The organism is Paracoccus aminovorans (genome assembly GCF_001546115.1).
Lineage (GTDB): Bacteria > Pseudomonadota > Alphaproteobacteria > Rhodobacterales > Rhodobacteraceae > Paracoccus > Paracoccus aminovorans_B.
Window position 1 is genome coordinate 1,764,321 of the sequence record NZ_KQ955208.1, and the last position, 22,695, is coordinate 1,787,015.

22 protein-coding genes and 3 pseudogenes are annotated in these 22,695 nt (G+C 68.0%); 11 read left to right on the top strand and 14 right to left on the bottom strand.

Features of this window, described 5'->3' with window-relative positions:
* Positions 1 to 940: pseudogene (locus ASV56_RS09075) on the bottom strand (IS3 family transposase); the annotation flags it as partial.
* A 291-nt stretch (positions 941 to 1,231) separates the two neighbouring features.
* Here ASV56_RS09075 and ASV56_RS22695 point away from each other — a divergent pair.
* Together ASV56_RS22695 and ASV56_RS09100 are read left to right on the top strand one after the other, a co-directional pair.
* Positions 1,232 to 1,816: pseudogene (locus ASV56_RS22695) on the top strand (type IV secretory system conjugative DNA transfer family protein); the annotation flags it as partial.
* A 66-nt stretch (positions 1,817 to 1,882) separates the two neighbouring features.
* Positions 1,883 to 3,009, top strand: a protein-coding gene (locus ASV56_RS09100) for an IS3 family transposase (RefSeq protein ID WP_152988090.1) whose coding sequence is annotated in 2 segments (ribosomal slippage) — positions 1,883 to 2,147 and positions 2,147 to 3,009 — 1,128 coding nt in all. Because the reading frame shifts where the segments join, the coding sequence is not laid out codon by codon here.
* Positions 3,010 to 3,012: 3 nt separating this feature from the next.
* Here ASV56_RS09100 and ASV56_RS24395 read toward each other — a convergent pair.
* The 4 genes from ASV56_RS24395 to ASV56_RS23945 form a co-directional block, all read right to left on the bottom strand.
* Complete coding sequence (locus ASV56_RS24395; RefSeq protein WP_253879937.1) at positions 3,013 to 3,411, bottom strand: hypothetical protein; 399 nt, start codon at positions 3,409 to 3,411, stop codon at positions 3,013 to 3,015.
* Positions 3,393 to 4,061, bottom strand: coding sequence for a hypothetical protein (locus ASV56_RS24400; RefSeq protein ID WP_253879939.1), 669 nt, complete (start codon positions 4,059 to 4,061; stop codon positions 3,393 to 3,395). The genes ASV56_RS24395 and ASV56_RS24400 overlap by 19 nt, the downstream gene beginning before the upstream one ends.
* 342 nt (positions 4,062 to 4,403) lie before the next feature.
* Positions 4,404 to 5,552 (bottom strand): hypothetical protein, encoded by a 1,149-nt coding sequence (locus ASV56_RS09110; RefSeq protein WP_253879941.1) that lies wholly within the window; start codon positions 5,550 to 5,552, stop codon positions 4,404 to 4,406.
* Positions 5,497 to 5,952: a hypothetical protein gene (locus tag ASV56_RS23945; RefSeq protein ID WP_172823709.1), complete on the bottom strand. Its 456-nt coding sequence runs from the start codon at positions 5,950 to 5,952 to the stop codon at positions 5,497 to 5,499. The genes ASV56_RS09110 and ASV56_RS23945 overlap by 56 nt, the downstream gene beginning before the upstream one ends.
* Positions 5,953 to 5,986: 34 nt before the next feature.
* Here ASV56_RS23945 and ASV56_RS22700 point away from each other — a divergent pair, with 34 nt between their 5' ends.
* The 3 genes and pseudogenes from ASV56_RS22700 to ASV56_RS09125 all read left to right on the top strand — a co-directional run bounded on the left by ASV56_RS22700 (position 5,987) and on the right by ASV56_RS09125 (position 7,468).
* Entirely contained in the window at positions 5,987 to 6,160 is a 174-nt protein-coding gene (locus ASV56_RS22700) for a type 2 periplasmic-binding domain-containing protein (protein WP_216635376.1), read from the top strand.
* 102 nt (positions 6,161 to 6,262) lie between these two features.
* Positions 6,263 to 7,128 (top strand): annotated as a pseudogene (locus tag ASV56_RS09120) (carbohydrate ABC transporter permease).
* A 7-nt stretch (positions 7,129 to 7,135) separates the two neighbouring features.
* Positions 7,136 to 7,468 carry an ABC transporter permease family protein gene (locus ASV56_RS09125; RefSeq protein WP_216635377.1) on the top strand — a complete coding sequence of 111 codons (333 nt, stop codon included), beginning with the start codon at positions 7,136 to 7,138 and terminating at the stop codon, positions 7,466 to 7,468.
* 188 nt (positions 7,469 to 7,656) lie between these two features.
* Here ASV56_RS09125 and ASV56_RS09130 read toward each other — a convergent pair whose 3' ends face one another.
* From ASV56_RS09130 to ASV56_RS09155, 6 genes are all read right to left on the bottom strand, one after another.
* Positions 7,657 to 8,187, bottom strand: a complete 531-nt coding sequence (locus ASV56_RS09130; RefSeq protein ID WP_082724775.1) for a L,D-transpeptidase family protein — start codon at positions 8,185 to 8,187, stop codon at positions 7,657 to 7,659.
* A 65-nt stretch (positions 8,188 to 8,252) separates the two neighbouring features.
* Positions 8,253 to 9,470, bottom strand: a complete 1,218-nt coding sequence (locus tag ASV56_RS09135) for a class I SAM-dependent RNA methyltransferase (RefSeq protein ID WP_062561686.1) — start codon at positions 9,468 to 9,470, stop codon at positions 8,253 to 8,255.
* On the bottom strand, positions 9,467 to 11,323 hold the full coding sequence (locus ASV56_RS09140) for an ABC transporter ATP-binding protein (protein ID WP_062561687.1): 1,857 nt from the start codon (positions 11,321 to 11,323) through the stop codon (positions 9,467 to 9,469). The genes ASV56_RS09135 and ASV56_RS09140 overlap by 4 nt, the downstream gene beginning before the upstream one ends.
* Positions 11,323 to 12,483 (bottom strand): CCA tRNA nucleotidyltransferase, encoded by a 1,161-nt coding sequence (locus ASV56_RS09145; protein WP_062561688.1) that lies wholly within the window; start codon positions 12,481 to 12,483, stop codon positions 11,323 to 11,325. The genes ASV56_RS09140 and ASV56_RS09145 overlap by 1 nt, the downstream gene beginning before the upstream one ends.
* Positions 12,480 to 13,040: an NUDIX hydrolase gene (locus ASV56_RS09150; protein ID WP_062562298.1), complete on the bottom strand. Its 561-nt coding sequence runs from the start codon at positions 13,038 to 13,040 to the stop codon at positions 12,480 to 12,482. Before ASV56_RS09150 ends, ASV56_RS09145 begins: the two co-directional genes overlap by 4 nt.
* 20 nt (positions 13,041 to 13,060) lie before the next feature.
* Complete coding sequence (locus ASV56_RS09155; RefSeq protein WP_062561689.1) at positions 13,061 to 14,119, bottom strand: Hsp33 family molecular chaperone HslO; 1,059 nt, start codon at positions 14,117 to 14,119, stop codon at positions 13,061 to 13,063.
* 225 nt (positions 14,120 to 14,344) lie between these two features.
* On the opposite strand from ASV56_RS09155, the gene rpe reads away from it, so the two are divergent.
* Genes rpe through ASV56_RS09170 form a run of 3 tightly spaced genes read left to right on the top strand, consistent with a single transcriptional unit; the run spans position 14,345 to position 16,676 of the window.
* Entirely contained in the window at positions 14,345 to 15,037 is a 693-nt protein-coding gene (rpe, locus tag ASV56_RS09160; protein ID WP_062561690.1) for a ribulose-phosphate 3-epimerase, read from the top strand.
* On the top strand, positions 15,034 to 16,242 hold the full coding sequence (locus ASV56_RS09165; RefSeq protein WP_062561691.1) for a 3-deoxy-D-manno-octulosonic acid transferase: 1,209 nt from the start codon (positions 15,034 to 15,036) through the stop codon (positions 16,240 to 16,242). Before rpe ends, ASV56_RS09165 begins: the two co-directional genes overlap by 4 nt.
* Positions 16,243 to 16,259: 17 nt before the next feature.
* Complete coding sequence (locus ASV56_RS09170) at positions 16,260 to 16,676, top strand: DUF1178 family protein (protein ID WP_062561692.1); 417 nt, start codon at positions 16,260 to 16,262, stop codon at positions 16,674 to 16,676.
* Positions 16,677 to 16,694: 18 nt separating this feature from the next.
* On the opposite strand, the gene ASV56_RS09175 is transcribed toward ASV56_RS09170, so the two are convergent.
* Positions 16,695 to 17,045 carry a DUF488 domain-containing protein gene (locus ASV56_RS09175; protein ID WP_062561693.1) on the bottom strand — a complete coding sequence of 117 codons (351 nt, stop codon included), beginning with the start codon at positions 17,043 to 17,045 and terminating at the stop codon, positions 16,695 to 16,697.
* A 110-nt stretch (positions 17,046 to 17,155) separates the two neighbouring features.
* Between ASV56_RS09175 and ASV56_RS09180 the strand changes: the two genes are divergently transcribed.
* From ASV56_RS09180 to ASV56_RS09190, 3 genes are all read left to right on the top strand, one after another.
* On the top strand, positions 17,156 to 17,860 hold the full coding sequence (locus ASV56_RS09180; RefSeq protein WP_062561694.1) for a CoA transferase subunit A: 705 nt from the start codon (positions 17,156 to 17,158) through the stop codon (positions 17,858 to 17,860).
* Positions 17,860 to 18,504, top strand: coding sequence for a 3-oxoacid CoA-transferase subunit B (locus ASV56_RS09185; RefSeq protein ID WP_062561695.1), 645 nt, complete (start codon positions 17,860 to 17,862; stop codon positions 18,502 to 18,504). Before ASV56_RS09180 ends, ASV56_RS09185 begins: the two co-directional genes overlap by 1 nt.
* A gap of 84 nt (positions 18,505 to 18,588) precedes the next feature.
* The gene (locus ASV56_RS09190) at positions 18,589 to 19,164 is read left to right on the top strand and encodes a hypothetical protein (RefSeq protein ID WP_062561696.1); all 576 of its coding nucleotides are present in this window, start codon (positions 18,589 to 18,591) and stop codon (positions 19,162 to 19,164) included.
* Here ASV56_RS09190 and topA read toward each other — a convergent pair whose 3' ends face one another.
* Positions 19,165 to 21,726: a type I DNA topoisomerase gene (topA, locus tag ASV56_RS09195; RefSeq protein WP_062561697.1), complete on the bottom strand. Its 2,562-nt coding sequence runs from the start codon at positions 21,724 to 21,726 to the stop codon at positions 19,165 to 19,167.
* A 124-nt stretch (positions 21,727 to 21,850) separates the two neighbouring features.
* Positions 21,851 to 22,690, bottom strand: a complete 840-nt coding sequence (locus ASV56_RS09200; protein WP_062561698.1) for a ferredoxin--NADP reductase — start codon at positions 22,688 to 22,690, stop codon at positions 21,851 to 21,853.
* Positions 22,691 to 22,695: the final 5 nt, after the last annotated feature.

Genomic DNA, 22,695 nt, shown 5'->3' on the forward strand with positions numbered 1-22,695 from the left:
CTCTCGCAATACCCGTTCTCCCAGGGTGAACCCGGCTCGATGAACGCGGTCTTGGCACCAACTGCGCCGATCCAGCCCTGCACCTTCTTGGCAATGAATTCCGCGCCATTGTCGGACCTTATGAACGCAGGCGGGCCACGCAAGATGAACAGATCCGTCAGGGCGTCGATTACGTCGGTGGAATTGAGCCTGCGGTTTACACGGATCACCAGCGCCTCCTTCGTGAATTCGTCGATGATATTGAGCGTCCGAAACAGCCGTCCGTCATGTGTCCGGTCCTGAACGAAATCATAGGACCAGACGTGGTTCGGGTGCTCCGGCCGGAGACGGACGCAGGACCCGTCGTTCAACCAGAGCCGACCCTTCTTTGCCTGCTTTTGCGGGACCTTCAGCCCTTCACGCCGCCATATCCGTTCCACGCGTTTATGATTTACATGCCAACCGGCGTTGTTCAGCAATCCGGTGATCATCCGATAGCCATATCGCCCGTAGGTGCGAGCGAGCGTGATGATGTCTTCCGTCAGCCGTTCTTCGTCCGGGGCGCCGCAAGGAACCTTGCGTTGCGTCGAGCGGTGCTGCCCGAGGATGCGGCAGGCGCGGCGCTCGGATATGCCGAGCGCCTGCCGCACATGGTCAATGCACTGGCGACGGCGCGAAGGGCTTAGAAGTTTCCCCGTGCAGCCTCGCTCAGGATCATCTTGTCCAAGGTCAGATCTGACACCGCGCGCCGCAACCGCTGGTTCTCCGCCTCAAGCTCCTTGAGACGCTTCAGCTGATCCCGGTTCATGCCGCCATACTGCTTGCGCCAGCGATAATACGTCGGCTCGGTCACGCCGATCTGCCGCACCGCGTCGGAAATTGCCATTCCCTGTCCATGAAGCACTTCAATCTGTCGAAGCTTCAGAACGATGTCTTCCGGTTTGTCTCGCTTGCCTGCCATCTGATGGTCCTCCTGAACAGGATATTTCTATCCCAGTGGGTGGACCACTTCAGTGGGGGCACTCCAGTGGCGATCAGCAGTATAGGAATCAGGGTGTCCAGTTTCATGATCGAAGCTGGCCAATCTTATGATCGTGGTCAGCAACTTGCACTGGCGGTCGGAACGCCGCGCCCTGTAAGTATTTCCACGCTGCCCTGCGCCAGCCTGCGACCCGCGGAGGCGTAACTGTTGAATCCTGCGACGGGCGCGTTTTCCTCAATGCATCAGATACCTGCAGGGAAACCAGATTTCATGTCCGGCACGAAGATCCTCTGGGGACAGATCATCGTGGTCTTCCTGATCGTGCTGATCTCGGTCTGGTCCGGCACGCAATGGACGGCCTGGCGGCTCGGCTTCCAGCCGCAGCTCGGCCCGGCCTGGTTCGAGCTTTATGGTATCCCGGTCTATTACCCGCCGGCACTGTTCTGGTGGTGGTACTTCTACGATGCCTATGCCCCGCGCATTTTTGTCGAGGGCGGCATCATCGCCGCCTCGGGCGGGTTTCTGGCCATCGGTGTCGCCATCACCCTCTCGGTGATGCGCGCCCGCGAGGCTGCCGACGTCGACACCTACGGATCGGCGCGTTGGGCGGAGCGGCCCGAGATCGAGTGAGCCGGGCTGCTCGGCCCCGATGGCGTCGTGCTCGGCCGCTACGATCAGGACTACCTGCGCCATGACGGGCCGGAGCATGTGCTCTGCTTCGCGCCCACCCGATCCGGCAAGGGCGTCGGGCTGGTGGTGCCGACGCTGCTGACCTGGCCCGGCTCGGCCATCGTCCATGACATCAAAGGCGAAAACTGGCAGCTCACCGCCGGGTTCCGAGCGAAGCATGGCCGGTGGAGTGCCCCCACTGAAGTGGTCCACCCACTGGGATAGAAATATCCTGTTCAGGAGGACCATCAGATGGCAGGCAAGCGAGACAAACCGGAAGACATCGTTCTGAAGCTTCGACAGATTGAAGTGCTTCATGGACAGGGAATGGCAATTTCCGACGCGGTGCGGCAGATCGGCGTGACCGAGCCGACGTATTATCGCTGGCGCAAGCAGTATGGCGGCATGAACCGGGATCAGCTGAAGCGTCTCAAGGAGCTTGAGGCGGAGAACCAGCGGTTGCGGCGCGCGGTATCAGATCTGACCTTGGACAAGATGATCCTGAGCGAGGCTGCACGGGGAAACTTCTAAGCCCTTCGCGCCGTCGCCAGTGCATTGACCATGTGCGGCAGGCGCTCGGCATATCCGAGCGCCGCGCCTGCCGCATCCTCGGGCAGCACCGCTCGACGCAACGCAAGGTTCCTTGCGGCGCCCCGGACGAAGAACGGCTGACGGAAGACATCATCACGCTCGCTCGCACCTACGGGCGATATGGCTATCGGATGATCACCGGATTGCTGAACAACGCCGGTTGGCATGTAAATCATAAACGCGTGGAACGGATATGGCGGCGTGAAGGGCTGAAGGTCCCGCAAAAGCAGGCAAAGAAGGGTCGGCTCTGGTTGAACGACGGGTCCTGCGTCCGTCTCCGGCCGGAGCACCCGAACCACGTCTGGTCCTATGATTTCGTTCAGGACCGGACACATGACGGACGGCTGTTTCGGACGCTCAATATCATCGACGAATTCACGAAGGAGGCGCTGGTGATCCGTGTAAACCGCAGGCTCAATTCCACCGACGTAATCGACGCCCTGACGGATCTGTTCATCTTGCGTGGCCCGCCTGCGTTCATAAGGTCCGACAATGGCGCGGAATTCATTGCCAAGAAGGTGCAGGGCTGGATCGGCGCAGTTGGTGCCAAGACCGCGTTCATCGAGCCGGGTTCACCCTGGGAGAACGGGTATTGCGAGAGCTTCAACGCTCGATTCCGCGACGAACTCCTGGATGCAGAAGTCTTCTATTCGCTCAGGGAGGCCCAGATCCTCATCGAGCGATGGCGCCGCCACTACAACACTGTCAGGCCGCACAGCTCCCTGGGATACCGCCCACCCGCACCGGAAGCCGTCATCCCAATAGACCAGCGGCCGACGATGCACTAACAATCAACCCGGACCACTCGGTGGGGGCAGTCCAATCTGGTGCGCGGCCCGTAGTGCCGGACTGTCGCCATGGATATCCTCGAGCCAGGGGCCGTCGGCCATGGCGCGTGGCGCCTTGACCGTGAGGGCTGCGATCCGTTCGGCGACGGCCTTCGCGGTCGGCGCACGCATCGCCAGACCAAGAGCCAGGGGCTCCAGGTCAGACAGCGCGGCGTCGTCCGGCAAGGCGGCGCGCACCGCGGCCTCGTCGATCCGGCCGGTGGCGCTGTGCGTGGAGCGGAGCGCGGTGATCAGGATCTCAGCCGACAGAGGCGCGAATGCCCGTCGCTGGACAGGCGGGTGGTGCAGCACCTGGGGCGGGGTTGCCACATCCGGCAGCAGGATCAGGATCGGGACCCGCATGTCGATGGCGCTTGCCAGCTCTGCGGCAACCCGCGTCCGGCGTGCTCAGAGATTTTTCCGTTCATGAGTTCCGGGCCCAGCACCAGCAGATAAGGCGTGTCGCGAGGCAGCCGGCCCATGGACATGGCCAGTGACCAGCCGGTCGGCAACGCATGCGGCAGCAGCTTCTTGAGCGCATCGACCAGATCGTTAGGAATGCCTTCGATCACGGTGATGGCGCCCGGCACCAGCATCGCGTCGCGGTGCTTGAGGCTGCCGATACTGGCGGCAAGGCGCAGCAGCGGGATCAGCTTGCTCGCCGGCAGAAGGATACGCGGATGCGATGTGCCATTGGCGGCTGTGGCGGCCGGATCGCCGCCGGCGTCCGCGATCGCGTCGAACTCTTCGGGCGAAACATTTTGCGCGTTGGGGCTGGTGTTCAGGGCATCCAGCGCGGCGGATCCCGAAGGCGACATGGCGGCCTCCAGCAGCTCAGGCAGATCCGCATCTTTCGGGTCGAGCGCGGGATCCCATGACGGGGTCAGCCTCTCGGCCAGATCGACCTGCAGGCGGCGGATGGCGTGACGGGCCAAGGAAGCCCAAGGCGCGGGATGACGGGTTCCGGATTTGGGGTCAGGGTTGCTGGACGGGGTGGAGATTGTCTGGGTCATGGCAGGATTCCGGGTATAAGAGAGGCTGGCCATCCGGCATTCCGGATGGCGGCGGGGCAGATGGCAGAGCGGGCCGCGATCCCGAGGGGCGGGATGGGATGTAGGTGTCAGGTCTGGGGCCGGCGGGGATCCGGAAGCCTCCGAACGGCGGGCGTATCGGATCCGTTCGGATCCGGATTCCGGGATGCGGGCGGCAGGCAACTTGGCATTCGTCCGACGTGGGACGGACTTCCGGATCGCGACGAGGCGCGCTGCCGTCTCGTTTGTCCCGGGGGTATCCGGATCAGCGAGAATGGCTCTTCGTGCGATCCGGATTCGCCCCGTCCGGAACCCGCTGTCCGGTCAGGCCCCAGTGGCGGCGCAGGATCGGGTGGCGATCCCGCGCTGCCCTGGCGGGCCGGGGTTGGACGTTGCCGGAACCCGGGGGACCGATGCCGCAGGCGTGTGCGCTTCCGGGATGTTGTTCGCGCCTTCCGGGTTGCCGTCTGCCCCGGTTCGGGGCGGCGCAGAGATGGCATCCGGAGTCCGGTTGTGTGCCGCATCGATGACTTCCGCCTCGATCCGGTCGAGGGTGTCGTGGAGGATGGGAAGCGCCTCGGGCTGGTAGATCTCGGACACGACATTCATGATGTCCGCGTATTCCGGATGGGGGACCAAGGCTTCCGGATGTGCGCGCTTGAGGCGGGCATGGGCGGCCTTCTCGCGGGCGCAGGCGTCGTGGCCGGTGGGCATCGCGACGACCCGGAGCACCTCGACCTCAGCATCTTTTGGGAGCCCGAGCTGGTGTTTGTGACGCTTTACGGGACGGGAAGAATACCCAAGTTTGGGATAGTGCCTCTTGGTCTGGGGGTGACGGATGTCGAGAAGATAGATGAAGCTGGGCTTGGCGGTCCAGCTCTGCCCGCAACCGGCGCAGTCGCACTGGCCCCATTGCAGATTGGCGCGAGCGATGCGTTGCTCGTGCCCGCAGCTGTGACGATAGAGCCGATAGTTCGGATTGCCCTGCGGATCGCGCCCGAGGCGCGTCCAGCCGAAACGCAGTGCCTCTGCCTCTTCGCGATGGACGAGACAGGTCTCGCAGCGTGCCGAAACCACGCCGGACGCGACACGCTCAACGAAGGTGAACTGGCGCCGAATCTCGTGGCCACAGGGCGGGAGATAGCGGCCGTAGTGGCGATGATCCGGATTCCGGCCGAGCCAGGTCAGGCCGGCGGCTATGGCGGTCGCGCGCCAACGCGCTTCGATACAATGCGGGCACAAGGGCTGCGCGTTCATGACCACGGAGTGGCGCGCCACATGGACCCCGCCGCAGGTCTGGCAGCGCAGCGCGACATGCAGGCGGTCCCGAATGCGGGCGATCAGATCGAAGCCTTTGCTCCGCGCCGCTTCGACCCAATGGGCATGCAGTTCGCCATGATGAATGACGAGCGGCAGGTCAGTGGCAGAGAGCGGGGCGCGGGTGTCGTGCGAGGAACAGGTGGTCTTGGACATGGGAAGTCCTCCCAAAAAACAGGATGAGAAGATGAAGCCAGTCCTCGGTCGCACGCAGGACGTGCGACCAGGAGCCGGTGGCGGAAGAAATCGGACAGGTGCGCGGCTGTGGCTGCCCATCTGTGATGGGCGCCCAACTCGTCAGATATGTGGGATGATCAGGCTGCGGGCGCCACAGCACCTGCTCGGCACTATCGGCCATCACCCAGTCGCCCGGCGCCAGTTCGGCTGCGAGTTCCATCTTCCGCAGATGCTGCAGGCGGCCGACCGTCAGGCGGCGCAGTTCGGGATCCGACGGGCCTTTCATCTCGGGACGCAGATTGATGAGACCGGCGTCATCCGCCTGGAAACGTATCTCGCGGTCGAGGCGGGTCGCCGCGACCGTTCTGGCCTCGATCAAGGCGGCAGATCCGGCCAAGCCCACGAAGGATCCGGTGCCCTATACCGGCATCCAATATGTGACGATCCCCCGGTTCCAGAGCATCGGCACGGTTGCCGGCCAGCAGATCTCGGCTGCGCTGGCCGGGCAGACGAGCGTCGAAGCGGCCCTGAAGGCCGCCCAGGACTACGCGGCGCGCGAGATGACCCGCGTCGGCTACCCCAAGTAAAGGGCTCCTCCCTGGAGGGGGGCGGAGCGGCAAGCTCCGCCCTTTTCGAGAGCGGCCGATTTCCCGTCCGCACGCGCCGATCATCTTTCATTGGAGACACGCATGGCCACCGCGCATTCGCGCGCGCTTGCGCGCCTGATGGTCTCCCCTCGGTCTCCTGCTGCTCTTGTGGATGATCGTGCCCTGGGCATGATCGTTTATTTCAGCTTCCTGCGCTACAACCTGCTCATGCCCGGGATGGAGACCTGGGCGGGTTTCGACAACTACTATTACTTCGCGACGCAGCCCTCGTTCTGGATCGCGCTGAAGAACACGCTGTATCTGGTCCTTGGCTTGCTTTCGTTCACATGATCGGCGGCATCGCCCTGGCCTTGCTGCTGAACCAGCCCTTCTGGAGGCAGGGGATCGTCCGGGTCATGGTCATCGCGCCCCTCTTCGTCATGCCTACGGTCTCTGCGCTGGTGTGGAAGAGCTTCTTATGAACCCGGTCAACGGCATGTTCGCGCATCTGGCTAAGGCGCTGGGGTTCGCGCCGCTGGACTTCCTGTCGCAGGCGCCGCTCATGTCGATCATCCTGATCGTTTCCTGGAGCTGGCTGCCCTTTGCCACGCTGATCCTGCTGACCGCGCTGCAATCCTTGGACAGCGAGCAGATGGAGGCGGCCGAGATGGACGGCGCCGGCTGGCTTTCGCGCTTTCGTTACCTGACGCTGCCGCATCTGATGCGCTCGATCACGGTGGTGGTGCTGATCCAGACCATCGTCCTGTTGTCGATCTTTGCCTAGATCCTGGTCACGACCAACGGCGGCCCCGGCGTCGCATCGACCAACCTGCCGGCCTGGTCTATTCGCAATCGCTTCTGTCCTTCGACGTGGCGGCGGCTCGGCCGGCGGCATCATCGCGGTCATCCTGGCCAATATCGTCGCGATCTTCCTGATGCGGATGATCGGCAAGAACCTGGACGCATGAGGAAGCCATGGCACGCAAAACTTCCCCCACCCAAGGGGCCGTCGTCACCGTCGCGGCATGGAGCATCGGCTTCCTGATCTTCCTGCCGATCCTGTGGACCGTCATCCTCAGCTTCAAGTCGGAAACCGATGCGATCCGCACGCCCTTGCAGGTGCTGTCGGCGCCCTGGACAACGGCCAGCTATGCCGAGTTGCAGGCCCGCTCGAACTACGGCGCGCATTTCATGAACTCGGTCATCATCTCGGTCGGCTCGACGGTGCTGGCGCTGATCGTCGCCATTCCGGCGGCTTGGGCCATGGCCTTTCAGCCCGTCCGGCGGACCATGGACCTGCTGGGATGATCTTCCCGAAGAACAATTCCTGACGTTGGATCGAGGTCGCGAAAGACCGTGGTGCCGCGAAGACGCTCGACAATCGTTGGAAGCGTTGGCTTGTGCGGGTGATGCCGGTCCGTTGCAGGTGACCGCAAAGCCGTCTTGCCGAAAGGAAAGCCCCGCGCCGGCGGGGCCGTGGCTGTTGCGAGACCGTCTCAGGGGTAGACGAAGACCGGCACGCCGGGTTGCAGCATGGCGAAGATCTCTTCGATCTCTTCATCCGTCACCGCGATGCAGCCGGCGGTCCAGTCGCGGCGCTGCTTCACCAGCGCCCGCCCCTCGGGGCCGAGGCCGTGGATCATGATGTCGCCGCCGGGGCGCAGGCCCAGCATCGCTGCATGCGCCACGTCCTGCGCCGAAGGGTAAGAGATGCCCAGCGACAGGTGATAGCGGCTGGCCGGGTTCTTGCGGTCGATGAAATAGACGCCCTCGGGGGTCCTGCCGTCGCCCTCGAACACCTTGGCGCCGACGGGCTGGCTGCCCAGGCCCACGTCGTAGCTTTTCAGCACCGTCCGGCCCGAGATCAGGTAAAGCTTGCGCTCGCCCTTCTTGACCACGACCTGGGTGACGGGCGGGCCGGAATAGGACTTGAACTTGCTGGGTGCGGGCTGGCTGCTGTCGCCGCCGCAGCTTGCCAGAAGCGCGATGGATACCACCGCGACCAAAGCGCGTATTGCCTGAATCATCACTGCCCTCTGCGCGCGTTATGCGCCTCGTTTTGCTATGAAATACCACAGAGGTTAAAACTTCGCTAGCGTCGGCGGAATTCCGCCACGGTCTCGACATGCGGCGACCAGCGAAACTGGTCGATGACGAAAAGCCGGGAGATCACCCAGCCGCCCTGGGCGAGAATCCGCGCATCCCTTGCGAAAGTCACCGGATCGCAGCTGACCCAAGCCAGTTTTGCCGCGCCGATCCGGGCGATTTCACGGGCTTGCGCCTCGGCGCCTGCACGCGGCGGGTCGATCACGATTGCGTCATAGCCCAGCTCGTCGGGCAGCAGCGGGCGGCGGGACAGGTCGCGCATCTCGGTCGTGATTCGACGCAGGCCGGCGGCGCGGCGGGCGGCGTCCTGCAATGCGGCGAGCGGCGCGGCAAGGCCCTCGACGGCATGGACCTCGGCGGTCTCGGCCAGCGGCAGGGTGAAGGTGCCGCAGCCGGCGAAGAGGTCGAGCAGGCGGCCGGCGCCGCGGGTGATGTCGCGCACGGCCGAGAGCAGCGCGGCCTCGCCCTCGGCCGTGGCTTGCAGGAAGCTGCCGGGCGGCGGGACCACCTGGGCGCGGCCCATGACCAGGGCCGGGGGGCGGCGGGTGATCGGCTGGTCGTTCCAGGTCAGCCGCGCCAGGTCGCCGCGCTCGGCCAGCGCGGCGAGGGCCGAGAACAGCGCCGGGTCCATCGGCTTGCCGCCGCTGGTGGCGATGTCGAGGCCGGCGGGGGTCTCGGTCACGGTCAGCGACAACTCGCCCGCGCGCGAGGCGCCCGTCACGGTCAGCTCGCGCAGGAGCGGCAGGGCCGAAAGGATTGCCGGGCGCAGGACGTGGCATTCGGCCAGGTCCACGATCACCTCGGAGGCGCGGGCGTGGAAGCCGACCAGCGCGCCCTTTTTCGTGCGCCGGCCCGAGAGCACGGCGCGGCGGCGCGAACGGGGTGGCGAGACATGCACGCCGGCGATGGCGGCGGTCAGCCCCTGGGCGCGCAGGGCCTCGGTCACCACGCCGACCTTCCAGGCCTTCACGAAATCATCCGAGCCGTGCATCAGCGCGCAGCCGCCGCAGGCGCGATAATGCGGGCAGGGCGGCCGCACCCGGTCGGGCGAGGGCGTCAGGATGCGCGGGGCCGCGATGCGGCCGTCCTGGGCCTCGCCCTCGACGGTTTCGCCGGGCAGGGTCAGGGCGGCCAGCGCGCGGGCCTCGCCCGAGATGGCGACGCCGTCGCCCTTGCGGCCCAGCCGCGCGATGTCCCAGATCACTCGGCGGCCTCCGCCGGATCGTCGTCGGTGCCAAGGAAGCCGCCGGACTGGCGGTTCCAGTAGCGGGCATAGGTGCCGCCGCGGGCCAGCAGCTCGGCATGGCTGCCCTGTTCGACGATGCGGCCGGCCTCCAGCACCACGATGCGGTCGAGCTCGGCGATGGTCGAGAGGCGGTGGGCGATGGCGAGCACGGTCTTGCCCTGCATGGCGCGCGAGAGTGCCTCCTGCACCTGGGCCTCGACCTCGCTGTCGAGTGCGCTGGTCGCCTCGTCCAGCACCAGGATCGGGGCGTTTTTCAGCAGCGCGCGGGCCAGCGCGATGCGCTGGCGCTGGCCGCCCGAGAGTTTCACCCCGCGTTCGCCCAGATGCGCCTCATAGCCCTTGCGGCCCATGTGGTCCTGCAAGGACAGGATGAAGTCGTGGGCCTCGGCGGCGCGGGCGGCGGCGATGATCTCGTCCTCGGTGGCGTCGGGGCGGCCGTAAAGGATATTGTCGCGGGCCGAGCGGTTGAACATCGCGGTTTCCTGCGTGACCATGGCGATGTTGCGGCGCAGGCTTTCCTGGGTCACGTCGCGCAGGTCGTGGCCATCGACGCGGACGGCGCCCTCTTCGACGTCGTAGAGCCGCAAGAGCAGCGAGACCATGGTGGACTTGCCCGCGCCCGAGGCGCCGACCACGCCCAGCTTCTCGCCCGGGGCGATGTGCAGGTCGAGGTCGCGGATGCCGCCGCTGCCCGTGTCGCGGCCATAGGCGAAGCTGACATGGTCGTAGTCGATGCGGCCCGCCACCCGGCCCAAGCCCACGGCGCCGGGCTTGTCGGTCAGGGCATGGGGCGGCGACAGGGTCTTCATGCCGTCCTCGACCTCGCCGATCGAGCCCCAGACGCCCATCAGCGCCATGCTGACCCAGCCGGTCATCTGCGCCAGCCGCATCGAGATGGCGCCGGCGGCGGCGATGTCGCCGGCCGTCGCCAGCCCGTCGCGCCACAAAAGCAGCGTGCCGCCGATCAGCACCACCGGCAGGGCGCCGGCGACGAACATCAGCGAGAAGCGGAACCAGGTCGAGACCCGGCCGAAGTCCAGCGCGCGTTCGCGGAAGCCGGCCATGGCGCCCAAGGCCACGTTTTCTTCATGCTCGGCATGGGCGAAGAGCTTCACCGTCTTGATGTTGGTGATGGTGTCGACGACCTGCCCGGTGACCAGCGCCCGGGCCGAGGCGCGGCTGGCCGAGCGGCTGCGGATGCGCGGCAGGAAGAAGCGGATCAGCGCGACATAGCTCGCGAGCCAGACCAGCATCGCCAGCGCGCCCCAGCCGTCGACCGAGACCAGGAACGCCGCCGAGCCCAGGATCGAGGCCAGCGCGAAGGCCACCACGTTGACGAATTCCGAGGCGACGTCGGTCACGGCCCGCGCGGTCTGGGTCTGCTTCTGCGCGATGCGGCCGGCGAAGTCGTTGTCGAAGAAGGTCACCGAATGGCCCATGGTCCAGCGGTGCAGCCGCGACAGCACCAGCGGGAACAGGTTCGGGCCGATGATCACGGACGAGCTGGCCGTCGAAAGCCCGAAGATCGCCGGCCGCACCACCAGGAAGAAGATCACGAAGCCCGCGATCAGCGCGCCCTTGTCGGCCAGCAGGCTGTCGGGCGTGGTCGTGGTCACCGCGTCGATCACCCAGCCCAGCATCACCGCCGAGACGATGTCGGCGATGCCGCTGAGCGCCGAGGCGACGGCGGCGATCACCAGCCCCGGCCAGGCGCCCGACAGGCACCAGCGGAAGAAGGCCAGCAGCGTGCGCGGCGGCGGCCCCTCGGCCGGGCGGAAGGCGTCGATCAGGCGGGCGAAAAGATTGTGCATCAGCTATCCTGTTCCAGGGCGATGCGGCGCAGTTGGTCGCGGCCCAGGGCGAAGTCGTGGTCGATCCAGGCCGTCTCGGCCCGTTTCAGGGCGGCACCCAGCGCCGGGCCCGACAGATCGGGCATCAGGTCGCGGGCGGCCAGCGGGAATTGCGCCTGGTCGCCCTTGGCGACGGCGTGGCACCAGCCGAAGGGCGGCGGCTCGCCGCGGGCGGCGCGGATCAGCACCGATTGCGCGGCGGCGCGGCGGCCGAGGCGATAGGCGGCCTCGGGGGCGGGCAGCGCCAGCGCCTGGGCGATGCGATCCTGTTCGCGCGCCTCGTCGCGCGACAGGCGCAGGGCGGCGCCGGGGTCGTCGGCCGCCAGCAGCGCCAGCCGGCGCGGCCAGCAGGGCAGGGCGCCGCTGCCGAAGTCATGCTCGGCCGCGACCAGCTCGGCCATGTCGCCGGCATCGGCGCCGGGCAGCACCAGCGGCAGCACGCCCGCCTCGGCCATCAGCGCCAGCGCCCGCGACGGGTCGGGCGCGTCCAGCAGCTTGCGCATCTCGTGCCCGATGCGTTCGCGGGAAATCTCGCGCAAGCCGTCGCGCAGCGCGGCGCAGGCGGCAAGCGCGTGCAGGTCGGCCTCGCGGCCATAGCGGGCGAGGAAGCGATAGAAGCGCAGGATGCGCAGGTAATCCTCGCGGATGCGGGTCTCGGCGTCGCCGACGAAGCGCAGCCGGCGCCGGGCCAGGTCGGGCAGGCCGCCGACCGGGTCCAGCACCGCGCCTTCGGCGGTGGCATAAAGCGCGTTCATGGTGAAGTCGCGGCGCTGCGCGTCTTCCTCGATCCGGTCGGAAAAGGCGACCACGGCGCGGCGGCCGAAGGTTTCGACGTCGCGGCGGAAGCTGGTGACCTCATAGCCACGGCCCTGGGCGACGATGGTGACGGTGCCGTGTTCGATGCCGGTCGGGACGGCGCGCAGCCCGGCGGCCTCGGCCAGCCGGATCACCTGCTCGGGCCGGGCCGAGGTGGCGAGATCGATGTCGGCGACCGGCTCGCCCAGCAGCGCGTTCCTGACGGCGCCGCCGACCACCAGCGCCTGCGCCCCCCCGGCCGAGAGCGCGGCCATGACGGCGTGCAGCGCCGGGTCGTCGAGGAAGGGCGCGGTGATGCGGGTCATGGGGCGAGCCTTCGGGCCAGGGAGTGCAGCACGCGGGCGGTGGCGCCCCAGATGTAATAGGGCCCCCAGGGGGCGACGTAATAGTCGCGCCGGGCGCCGCGCCAGATCCGGCCCTCGACATGGTAATGCGCCGGGTTCGCGACATGGGCGAAGGGCACGGTGAAGACCTCGTCGACCTCGCCCAGCTCGCGGATCGGGGTGAAGGGGCCGTGCACCAGCGCCAGAACCGGGGTCATGGCATAGTTGGTGATGGTGCGATGCGGCGGCATGGTGCCCAGCACCTCGACCTGCGCGGGGTCGAGGCCCACCTCCTCATGCGCCTCGCGCAGGGCGGCGGCGGTCTCGTCGGCATCGGTCGGGTCGACCTTGCCGCCGGGCAGGGCGATCTGGCCGGGGTGGTGGCGCAGGCCCGAGGCGCGCTTGGTCAGGATCAGCCGGCCGGTTTCGGCGTCGAAGGCGGCGAGCACACCGGCCGGCCGCAGCGGCGCCTCGCCCGGCGGCGCGGCGCCGAAGTCATAGTCGGACGAAGGCCCCGTCGTTCCCGACAGGGCCCGCATCAGCTGCTGGCGAATCAGGCTCAATGCGGCGCCCGGTTTTCTGAGGCCCGGTTTTCTGGGGCCCGGCTTTCGCGGGCGCGGCTTTTCGGCGGCAGCGGCTGGCCCTCGGCATCGACCGTCGCCTCGAAGCCCAGGCTCTTCGGGTCGAATTCGTAATGCGCGCCGCAGAACTGGCAGTCGGCGGTGACGATGCCCTCCTCGTTCGTCATGTGGCCGATGTCCTTTTGCGAATAGATCGACAGCGTGCCGCGCACCCGTTCGGCCGTGCAGGAGCAGCCGAAGACCAGGCGCTGCGGTGCGAACGAGGTCGGCTCCTCTTCGTGGAACAGCCGGAAGACCAGGTTCGGCAGCGGCAGCGTGGCGTCGACCAGCTCGATCGCCTCGACCGTGGCCATCAGCATGGTCGAGCGGGTCCAGTCCTCGGATTGCGCGCCTTGCAGGATGTCGGCGGATTCCAGCGCCTCGCCCTGGGGTGCGGCGTGGCTGGCGGCGGGCAGGGTTTGCAGCATGACGCCGCCGGCGCGCCAGTGCTCGCCCGCGGTGCCGGGCAGACGGGCGCGGCCCACGGTCAGCTCGAACCGGGTCGGCAGCTGCTCGGATTGTTCGAAATAGGTCTGGGCGCAGGCGGCGAGCGAGCCGCCCGAGAGCGGCGTCAGGCCCTGGTAGGGCGTGGTGCCCTCGCCCTGGTCGATGAGCACGGCGAAATAGCCCTGGCCGAGCTGGTCGAAACCCGGGGCCTCGGGGTTCAGCCGCTCGGCGTCGAAACTGGCCCAGGCGCGCATGCGGGCGGGAGCGCCCGCGGATTCCGGGGCGTAATAATCGGTGGCGAGCGTGCGGATGGCGCCGTTGCCGCGCACCTGCAGCGAGAGTTTCCAGCGCAGCTTGATGGTCTGGCCGATCAGCGCGGTCAGCGTGGTCAGCTCGGCCAGCATGGCGCTGACCGCGACCGGGTAGTCGTGGCGCGTCAGGATATGTTCCAGCGTGGCGCCGAGCCGCGCCACGCGGCCGCGCATGCCGGAGCGTTCGAGCTGGAAGGGCAGCACGCTGTCGTCCCAGGAGATTTCCTTCGTTTCGGTCATCCTATGTCCTTCGGAATGCGGATGCGCGGGGCCCGGGGAGGCGGCGCGCTTTGGCCTTCAATATAGGCCCTGTGCGCGAAAGCCCAAGGGGGGCGCTGCCCCCGCCGCGCGTGCCGCGCGGCCCCCCCGGGATATTTGGACAAGAAAGAAAGCCGGCATTTCGCGCGTGTTGACGGCTGGCGGGTTGTGGCGGTAACCGGGGCTGGACCTGTGCAGGAGCCCGCCATGACATTCGACCGCAAGATCAAGATCGCGCCCTCCATCCTGTCGGCGGATTTCGCCGATTTCGGCCGCGAGATCCGCGCCATCGAGGCGGAAGGCGCCGACTGGGTGCATGTCGATGTGATGGACGGGCATTTCGTGCCGAACCTGACCTTCGGCCCGCCGGCGGTGAAGGCGTTCCGGCCGCATGTGACCGGTTTCATGGACGTGCACCTGATGATCGCGCCGGTCGATCCCTATATCGAGGCCTATGCCGAGGCCGGCGCCGACATGATCACCGCCCACATCGAGGCCGGGCCGCATCCGCATCGCACCCTGCAGGCGATCCGGGCCACCGGCAAGAAGGCCGGGATCGCGCTGAACCCCGGCACGCCGGCAGAGGCGGTCGAGTATCTCTTGGACCTGTGCGACATGGTGCTGGTGATGACGGTGAACCCCGGCTTCGGCGGGCAGAAGTTCATCCATTCGCAGACGGCCAAGATCGCGCGGCTGCGCGCCATGATCGGCGACCGGCCCATCCATATCCAGGTCGATGGCGGCGTCGATCCGGTCACCGCGCCGCTGGTCGCGGCGGCGGGGGCGAATGTGCTGGTCGCGGGCTCGGCCGTGTTCAAGGGCGGCTCGGTCGCGGATCCCGCGCCCTATGGCGCCAATATCCGCGCCATCCGCGAGGCGGCCGAGGCTGCCCGGCGTTGATCTGGCGCGGCGCCTCGGCCTTGGCGGGCGCCGCGCTGGGGCTGGCCGCGCCGCTCGCGGGCGCGGATTGGCGCGAGCGGCTGGCGCTGGCCGGGCCCGCCGTCGCGCCCGGCGGCATCTGGCTGCATGCGGCGAGCGTCGGTGAGCTGACGTCGGCCCGCGTGCTGGCCGAGGCGCTGGCGCGCGAGTTTCCCCTGGTGGTGACGACGAACAGCCTGACCGGGCGCGACCTGGCGCGGCGGCTGGGTTATCCCTGCGCGCTGGCGCCCTTGGACGTGCCGCAGGCGGTGGCGCGCTTTCTGGACCGGGTGCGGCCAAGCGTCCTGGTGACGGTCGAGAACGAGCTTTGGCCGAACCGCTCGGCCATGGCGGCCGCGCGGGGCGTGGCGCAGGTCGTGGTGGGGGCGCGGATCTCCGAGCGTTCGGCCGCGGCTTGGGCGCGCCTGCCGGGGCTGATCGGGCCGATGCTGCGCCGGATCGACGCGCTTTCGGCGCAGGATGGCGCCAGCGAGGCGCGGCTGCTGGCGCTGGGGCTGCGGCCGGAGGCGCTGGCGGCGCGGCTGAGCCTGAAGCTCTTGGCGCCGGCGCAGACCCGGCCGGGGCCGGAGGCGGCGGATCGCGGGCTGGTGGTGCTGGCGGCCTCGACCCATGAGGGCGAGGAAGCGCTGGTGCTGGACGCCTGGGCCGCCGCGCGCGCAGCCGTTCCGGGGCTGCGGCTGATCCTGGCGCCGCGCCACCCCGAGCGGGGCGATGCCGTGGCCGCGCTGATCGCGGCGCGGGGCCTCGGTTTTGCCCGGCGCAGCGCGGGCGGAACGGCGGCGGCGGCGCTGCTCTTGGCCGATACATTGGGCGAGATGGCGGGCTGGTATGCGGCGGCCGGGATCTGCATCACCGGCGGCTCTTTCGTCGATCACGGCGGCCATACGCCCTGGGAGCCGGCGGCCTGGCGCTGCGCCATCCTGCATGGCCCGCATGTGGCGAACCAGGCCGAGGCCTATGCGGCGCTGGACGGCGCGGGCGCGGCGCTGGGCTGCGATGCGGCCGCCCTGCCCGGCGTGCTGGCGGAACTGGCCGGTGACGCCGCCCGACAACGCGGCATGGGCGATGCGGCGCGGGCCTTGCTGCTGGCGCGGGCGGGTGACCCGGCGCCGCTGCTGGCGCGGATCCGGCATCTTGCGCAAGGGCGCCGGCATCCTGATATGTGACAGGGAAAGGACAAGCGATGATCCGATATGCCCTGCGCTGCGACCAAGGCCATGACTTCGACGGCTGGTTCCGCAACTCCGACGCCTTCGACAGCCTGCTGAGGGCGGGTCAGGTCGCCTGCACGCAATGCGGATCGGTGGCGGTCGAGAAGGCGGTGATGGCGCCGCGCGTCGCCAAGGGCGATGACGCGGCCCCGCTGAGCGCGCCCCGCGACCCGCGCGAGGCGGCGCTGGAGGCGATGCGCCGCCATGTCGAGGCGCATTCCGATTACGTCGGCATGTCCTTTGCCGCCGAGGCCCGCGCCATCCACGAAGGTGCGGCGCCCGAGCGCGCCATCCATGGCGAGGCAAAGCTCGAGGATGCGAAGAAGCTCATCGAGGATGGCATTCCGGTCGCGCCGCTGCCCTTCCGTGCGCGCCAGCGGGTGAACTGAGCCTCGGGGCGGGTCGAGTCAGGGCGCGCCGAGATAGTCGCGCAGCGCCACGGCATTGTTGTGGTCGCGGTCATGGGCGGCATAAAGCAGCACCACCGGGCCCTCATCGATGATCCGGCGCAGCGCCTCGACCGGGGCGGGGTTGGCGTCGAGCTCGGCCGCGTAGCGCCGACGGAATTCGGGCCATTTCTGCGGATCGTGGCCGAACCAGTGCCGCAGCGCATCCGAGGGCGCGATCTCGCGCAGCCACAGCGCCTCGCCCAGCTTCTGGTGGCTGAGGCCGCGCGGCCAGAGCCGGTCGACGAGGATGCGGCGCCCCTCGTCCGGGGCGGGCGGATCATAGGCGCGGCGCAGCGAAATCCTTGCCATGGCTGGTCCTTTCAGCAGGGCAATCCCGAGGCGGCGGTTCCGGTTCCCGGCGCGTTGACAGGCTTCGGGAATAGGGCCAAGACTGGCCGCGCCAACAACGGGAGGGATGCATGAAGAAGGTCTATGCGAGCGCGGATGCTGCTCTTGACGGCCTGCTGCGGGACGGGATGCTGATCGCGGCCGGAGGGTTCGGGCTTTGCGGCATTCCCGAGCTGCTGATCGAGGCGATCCTGAAGGCCGGGACCAGGGACCTGACCATCGCCTCCAACAATTGCGGCGTGGACGGGTTCGGGCTGGGCAAGCTCTTGGATTCGCGCCAGATCCGCAAGATGATCTCCTCCTATGTCGGCGAGAACGCCGAGTTCATGCGGCAGTATCTCTCGGGCGAGCTGGAGCTGGAGTTCAACCCGCAGGGCACGCTGGCCGAGCGCATGCGGGCGGGCGGCGCCGGCATCCCGGGCTTCTACACGAAAACCGGCGTCGGCACGGTGATTGCCGAGGGCAAGGACCACAAGGATTTCGATGGCGAGACCTATATCCTCGAGCGCGGCATCGTCGCCGACCTGGCCATCGTCAAGGGCTGGAAGGCGGACGAGTCGGGCAACGTGATCTTCCGCAAGACCGCGCGCAACTTCAACGTGCCGGCGGCGAAATGCGGCCGCATCTGCATCTGCGAGGTCGAGGAAATCGTGCCGACCGGCAGCCTTGATGCGGACGCGATCCACCTGCCGGGGATCTATGTCCACCGCCTGATCCAGGGCCAGCACGAGAAGCGCATCGAGCAGCGCACCACCCGGAAGAAGGAGACCGTCTGATGGCCGGCGAAATCAAGGGCTGGGACCGCAACCAGATGGCGGCGCGGGCCGCGCAGGAGCTGCAGGACGGCTGGTATGTGAACCTCGGCATCGGCATTCCGACGCTGGTGGCGAACTATATCCCCGAGGGGGTGCATGTGACGCTGCAGTCCGAGAACGGCATGCTGGGCATCGGCCCCTTCCCCTATGAGGGCGAGGAGGACCCGGACCTGATCAACGCCGGCAAGCAGACGGTGACCGAACTGCCGCAGACCGCCTATTTCGATAGCTCCGAGAGCTTCGCCATGATCCGCGGCGGCAAGATCGCCATGGCGATCCTGGGCGCGATGGAGGTGGCCGAGAACGGCGACCTGGCGAACTGGATGATCCCGGGCAAGCTGGTGAAGGGCATGGGCGGCGCGATGGACCTGGTCGCCGGCGTGAAGCGGGTGGTGGTGGTGATGGATCACACCTCGAAACATGGCGAGTCGAAGGTGCTGAAGGCCTGCACGCTGCCCTTGACCGGGCAGAAGGTGGTCAACCGCATCATCACCAACCTGGGCGTGCTGGACGTGGTTCCGGGCGGGCTGAAGATCGTCGAACTGGCCGATGGCGTCAGCGAGGACGCGCTGCGCGCGGCAACCGAGGCGGCGATCGTCGGCTGAGCGGCGCGAAGGGGAGGGGGCTGTCTGCCCCCTCTTGCGGCTTCGCCGCAATTCACCCCCGAGGATATTTGGACACAAAAGAGAATGATGCAGGCGGAGGAGATCGCGGGGCTGTTCACCCGCGATGGGCAGTATCTGTGCGCGAGGTGGGGGCGGCCGGTGGCGCCGGTGATCTTCGGCCTGGCGGATGAGAGCCTGGCGGTGTTCCGGGCCGCCACGGCGGCGGTGCTGGCCGATGCCCGTCATCCCCTGGCCGAGACCGATCCCGAGATGGGCGCCAATATGCTGGGCTTCTTTGTCCGCGATTGGGACGAGCTGGCGGGCGTGCCGGATTTCGACCGGCTGGTCGGGCAGCCCGGCCTGCCGGCGCGGCTGAAGGCGCAGCGGGCGGACCAGTACCGGGTGTTCCGCTTTGACGGCGACGGCGGCATCCGGGCCTGCATCACGCTGGTGGCCATGGGCGGCGCGCTGGCCGAGGCGCATCCGGGGCAATTGGCCGAGGCGCTGGCGGTGCGCGCGATGCTGACATTCGCCCGGGACGTGCAGCCCTCGGCCGCGCTGGCGCGGGTGATCCGCGCCGCCTATGATCCGGCGCTGCCGGTGGTGGCGCGGGACGCCTCGCATGCGCTGCGGCTGGCGGCGCGGGCGTCCCTGGCCTGACTATTCGGCTTTTTTCGCGGTTTTTTTCGCGGCGGGCTTCTTGGCAGCGGCTTTCCTGGCCGGAGGCTTTTCGGCCTTGGCGGCGGTCTTCCGGGCCGGTTTCTTCGCCTTGCCGGCCTTTTCCGCGACCAGCTCCAGCGCCCGCTCCAAGGTCACGGCGCCCGGCTCCAGGTCGCGCGGCAGGGTGGCGTTGACCTTGCCCCATTTGACATAGGGGCCGTAGCGGCCGGCCATGACCTGCACCGGGCCGCCCTCGGGGTGTTCGCCCAGTTCCGCCAGCGGCGCGGCGGCGGCGGCGCGGCCGCGGGTGACCTTCTGGGCCAGCACCTCGACGGCGCGGTTCATGCCGATGGTGAAGACCTCGTCCACCTCGGGCAGGTTCGCGTATTTGCTGCCGTGCTTCACATAGGGGCCATAGCGGCCGATGCCGGCCTCGACCGGCACGCCGTCCTCGGGGTGCGGGCCGATTTCGCGCGGCAGCGCCAGCAGGGCCAGCGCCTTTTCCAGATCGACCGCGGCCAGCTCCCAGCCCTTGGGGATCGAGGCGCGCGGCGGCTTCGGCTGCTCGGCCGTGGCCTCGCCGCGCTGGACATAGGGGCCGAAGCGGCCGTTCTTCAGGCTGATCTCGTCGCCCTTGTCGGTGCCCAGCACGGTGTCGCCGACCACCTCGGCATCGGGGCTGCTGATCGGCCGGGTAAAGCGGCACTCGGGGTAGTTGGTGCAGCCGATGAAGGCCCCGCCCGAGCGCGCCGTCTTCAGGTGCAGCCGGCCCTTGTGGCACAGCGGGCATTCTCGCGGATCGCTGCCATCGGCGCGCGGCGGGTAGAGCGCGGGCGCGAGCGCGTCGTCGATCGCCTCGAGCACCTCGGTGATGCGCAATTCGCTGGTGCCTTCCAGTGCGGCGGTGAAGTCCCGCCAGAAGCGGCGCAGCACCTCGCGATAGGCCAGGTCGCCGGCGCTGATGTCGTCGAGTTCGCCCTCCAGATGCGCGGTGAAGTCGTAGCTGACATAGCGCGGGAAGTATTTCAGCAGGAAGATGGTGACCAGCCGGCCCTTGTCCTCGGGGATCAGGCGGTTCTGCTCCTTGCGGACATAGTCGCGGTCCTGGATCGTGGTGACGATGCTGGCATAGGTCGAGGGCCGGCCGATGCCCAGCTCCTCCATGCGCTTGACCAGCGTCGCCTCGGTATAGCGCGGCGGCGGCTGGGTGAAATGCTGCTCGGGCGTGACCGAGCGCTTGTCGGTCGCCTCGCCCTCCTGGATCGGCGGCAGGCGGCGGCCGTCCTCGTCGTCCTCGTCGTCGCGGCCCTGGTCATAGACGCGCAGGAAGCCGTCGAAGAGCATGACCTGGCCATTGGCGCGCAGGCCGACCTGGCCGTCGGGGCTGGCGATCTCGACCGTGGTGCGCTCCATGCGGGCCGATTCCATCTGGCTGGCGATGGTGCGCTTCCAGATCAGGTCGTAAAGCGCCTTCTGGTCCTTGTCCGCCACCGGCAGCCGGTCGGGCGACAGGCCCATGTCGGTCGGGCGGATGCACTCATGCGCCTCTTGCGCGTTCTTGGCCTTGTTCTTGTACATACGCGGCGATTTCGGCAGATATTCCGCGCCGAAACGGGCCTTGATCGCGTCGCGGGCGGCCATCACCGCCTCGGGCGCCATGTCGATGCCGTCGGTCCGCATATAGGTGATGTGGCCGGCCTCATAGAGCCGCTGCGCCGCCGACATGCAGGCCCGCGCGCCCAGGCCCAGCTTGCGGCTGGCCTCCTGCTGCAGGGTCGAAGTCATGAAGGGCGGCCAGGGATTGCGGCTGGCGGGCTTGGCCGAGACGCTGGCGACCTTCAGGTCGCGCGAGCGGATCGCGGCGACGGCCAGCTTGGCGGCTTCTTCATCGGCGATGTCGAAGCGTTCCAGCTTCTTGCCGCCGAAGACGGTCATGGTGGCGTCGAATTCATCGCCGCGCGGGGTCGCCAGGCGGGCATGGACCGACCAGTATTCGCGGGCCTTGAAGGCCTCGATCTCCATCTCGCGGTCGACGATGATGCGCAGGGCGACGGATTGCACCCGGCCGGCCGACTTGGCACCGGGCAGCTTGCGCCACAAGACCGGCGACAGGTTGAAGCCGACCAGGTAATCCAGCGCCCGGCGCGCCAGATAGGCATCGACCAGCGGCTGGTCGATCTGGCGCGGATTGGCCATCGCCTCGGTCACGGCATTCTTGGTGATGGCGTTGAAGGTGACGCGGCTGACCTCGGCACCCTTCTTCAGGGCCGGCGCCAGCGTCTCCAGCAGGTGCCAGGAGATCGCCTCGCCCTCGCGGTCGGGGTCGGTAGCGAGGATCAGGTTCGGGTCGCCCGCCAGGGCATCCTTGATCGCCTTGACATGCTTGCGCGAGTCCGCCGCCACCTCCCATTTCATGGCGAAATCGGCATCGGGATCGACGCTGCCATCCTTGGGCGGCAGATCGCGGACATGGCCGAAGGACGCCAGAACCGTATAGTCGTCGCCCAGGTATTTATTGATCGTCTTGGCCTTGGCCGGGGATTCAACGACGACGACAGGCATGAAAATTCCTTCGCATGATTCGGCGCCGGAACATGGGCACAGCCCGGCGGACTGTCAACGCCGGGCTTCTTTCTTGTCCAAATATCCTGCGGGGGTCCGGGGGCGCAAAGCCCCCGGCAGCGGGTCAGATGCCGTCGCCGACGAAGGCCTTTTCGACAACGAATTCCTTGGGCTCGCTGTTGGCGCCCTCGCGCAGGCCGAAGCCTTCCAGCACCGCCTTCACATCGGTGTTGAAGGCCAGGCTGCCGCAGATCATGGCGCGGTCATTCGCCGCATCCATCGGCGGCAGGCCCAGATCGGCAAAGACCTTGCCCGAGGTCAGGTTGTCGGTGATCCGGCCCATATGGGGCGACGTCTCGCGCGTGGTCGTCGGGTAATAGAGCAGCCGGCTGGCGAATGCCTCGCCGTAAAGCTCGCCCAGCAGCGGGTCGTGCTTCAGGTTCTCGACCAGCTCGCGGCCATAGGCCAGTTCGTCGGCGGTGCGGCAGGTGTGCATCATGATGACCTGCTCGAAACGCTCATAGCTTTCCGGCTCGCGCATCAGGCTGGCGAAGGGCGCGATGCCGGTGCCGGTGGCGAGGAACCACAGCCGCTTGCCGGGCAGAAGCGCGTCCAGCACCAGCGTGCCCACCGGCTTCGGGCGCAGGATGATCTCGTCGCCCGGCCGGATGTTCTGCAGCTTCGAGGTCAGCGGCCCGTCCGGCACCTTGATCGAATAGAATTCCAGCTCGTCGTCCCAGGCCGGCGAGGCGATGGAATAGGCGCGCAGGATCGGCTTGCCGTTGTCGCCGGGCAGGCCGATCATCACGAACTCGCCCGAGCGGAAGCGCAGCGAGGCCGGCCGCGTCACGCGGAACGAGAACAGCCGGTCGGTCCAGTGCCGCACCGCGGTCACGGTCTGGGCGTCGGGCAGGGTCTTTGCGGGTTTGGCGGCAACTTCGGCCACGGGCACATCCAGGGTCATGTCGA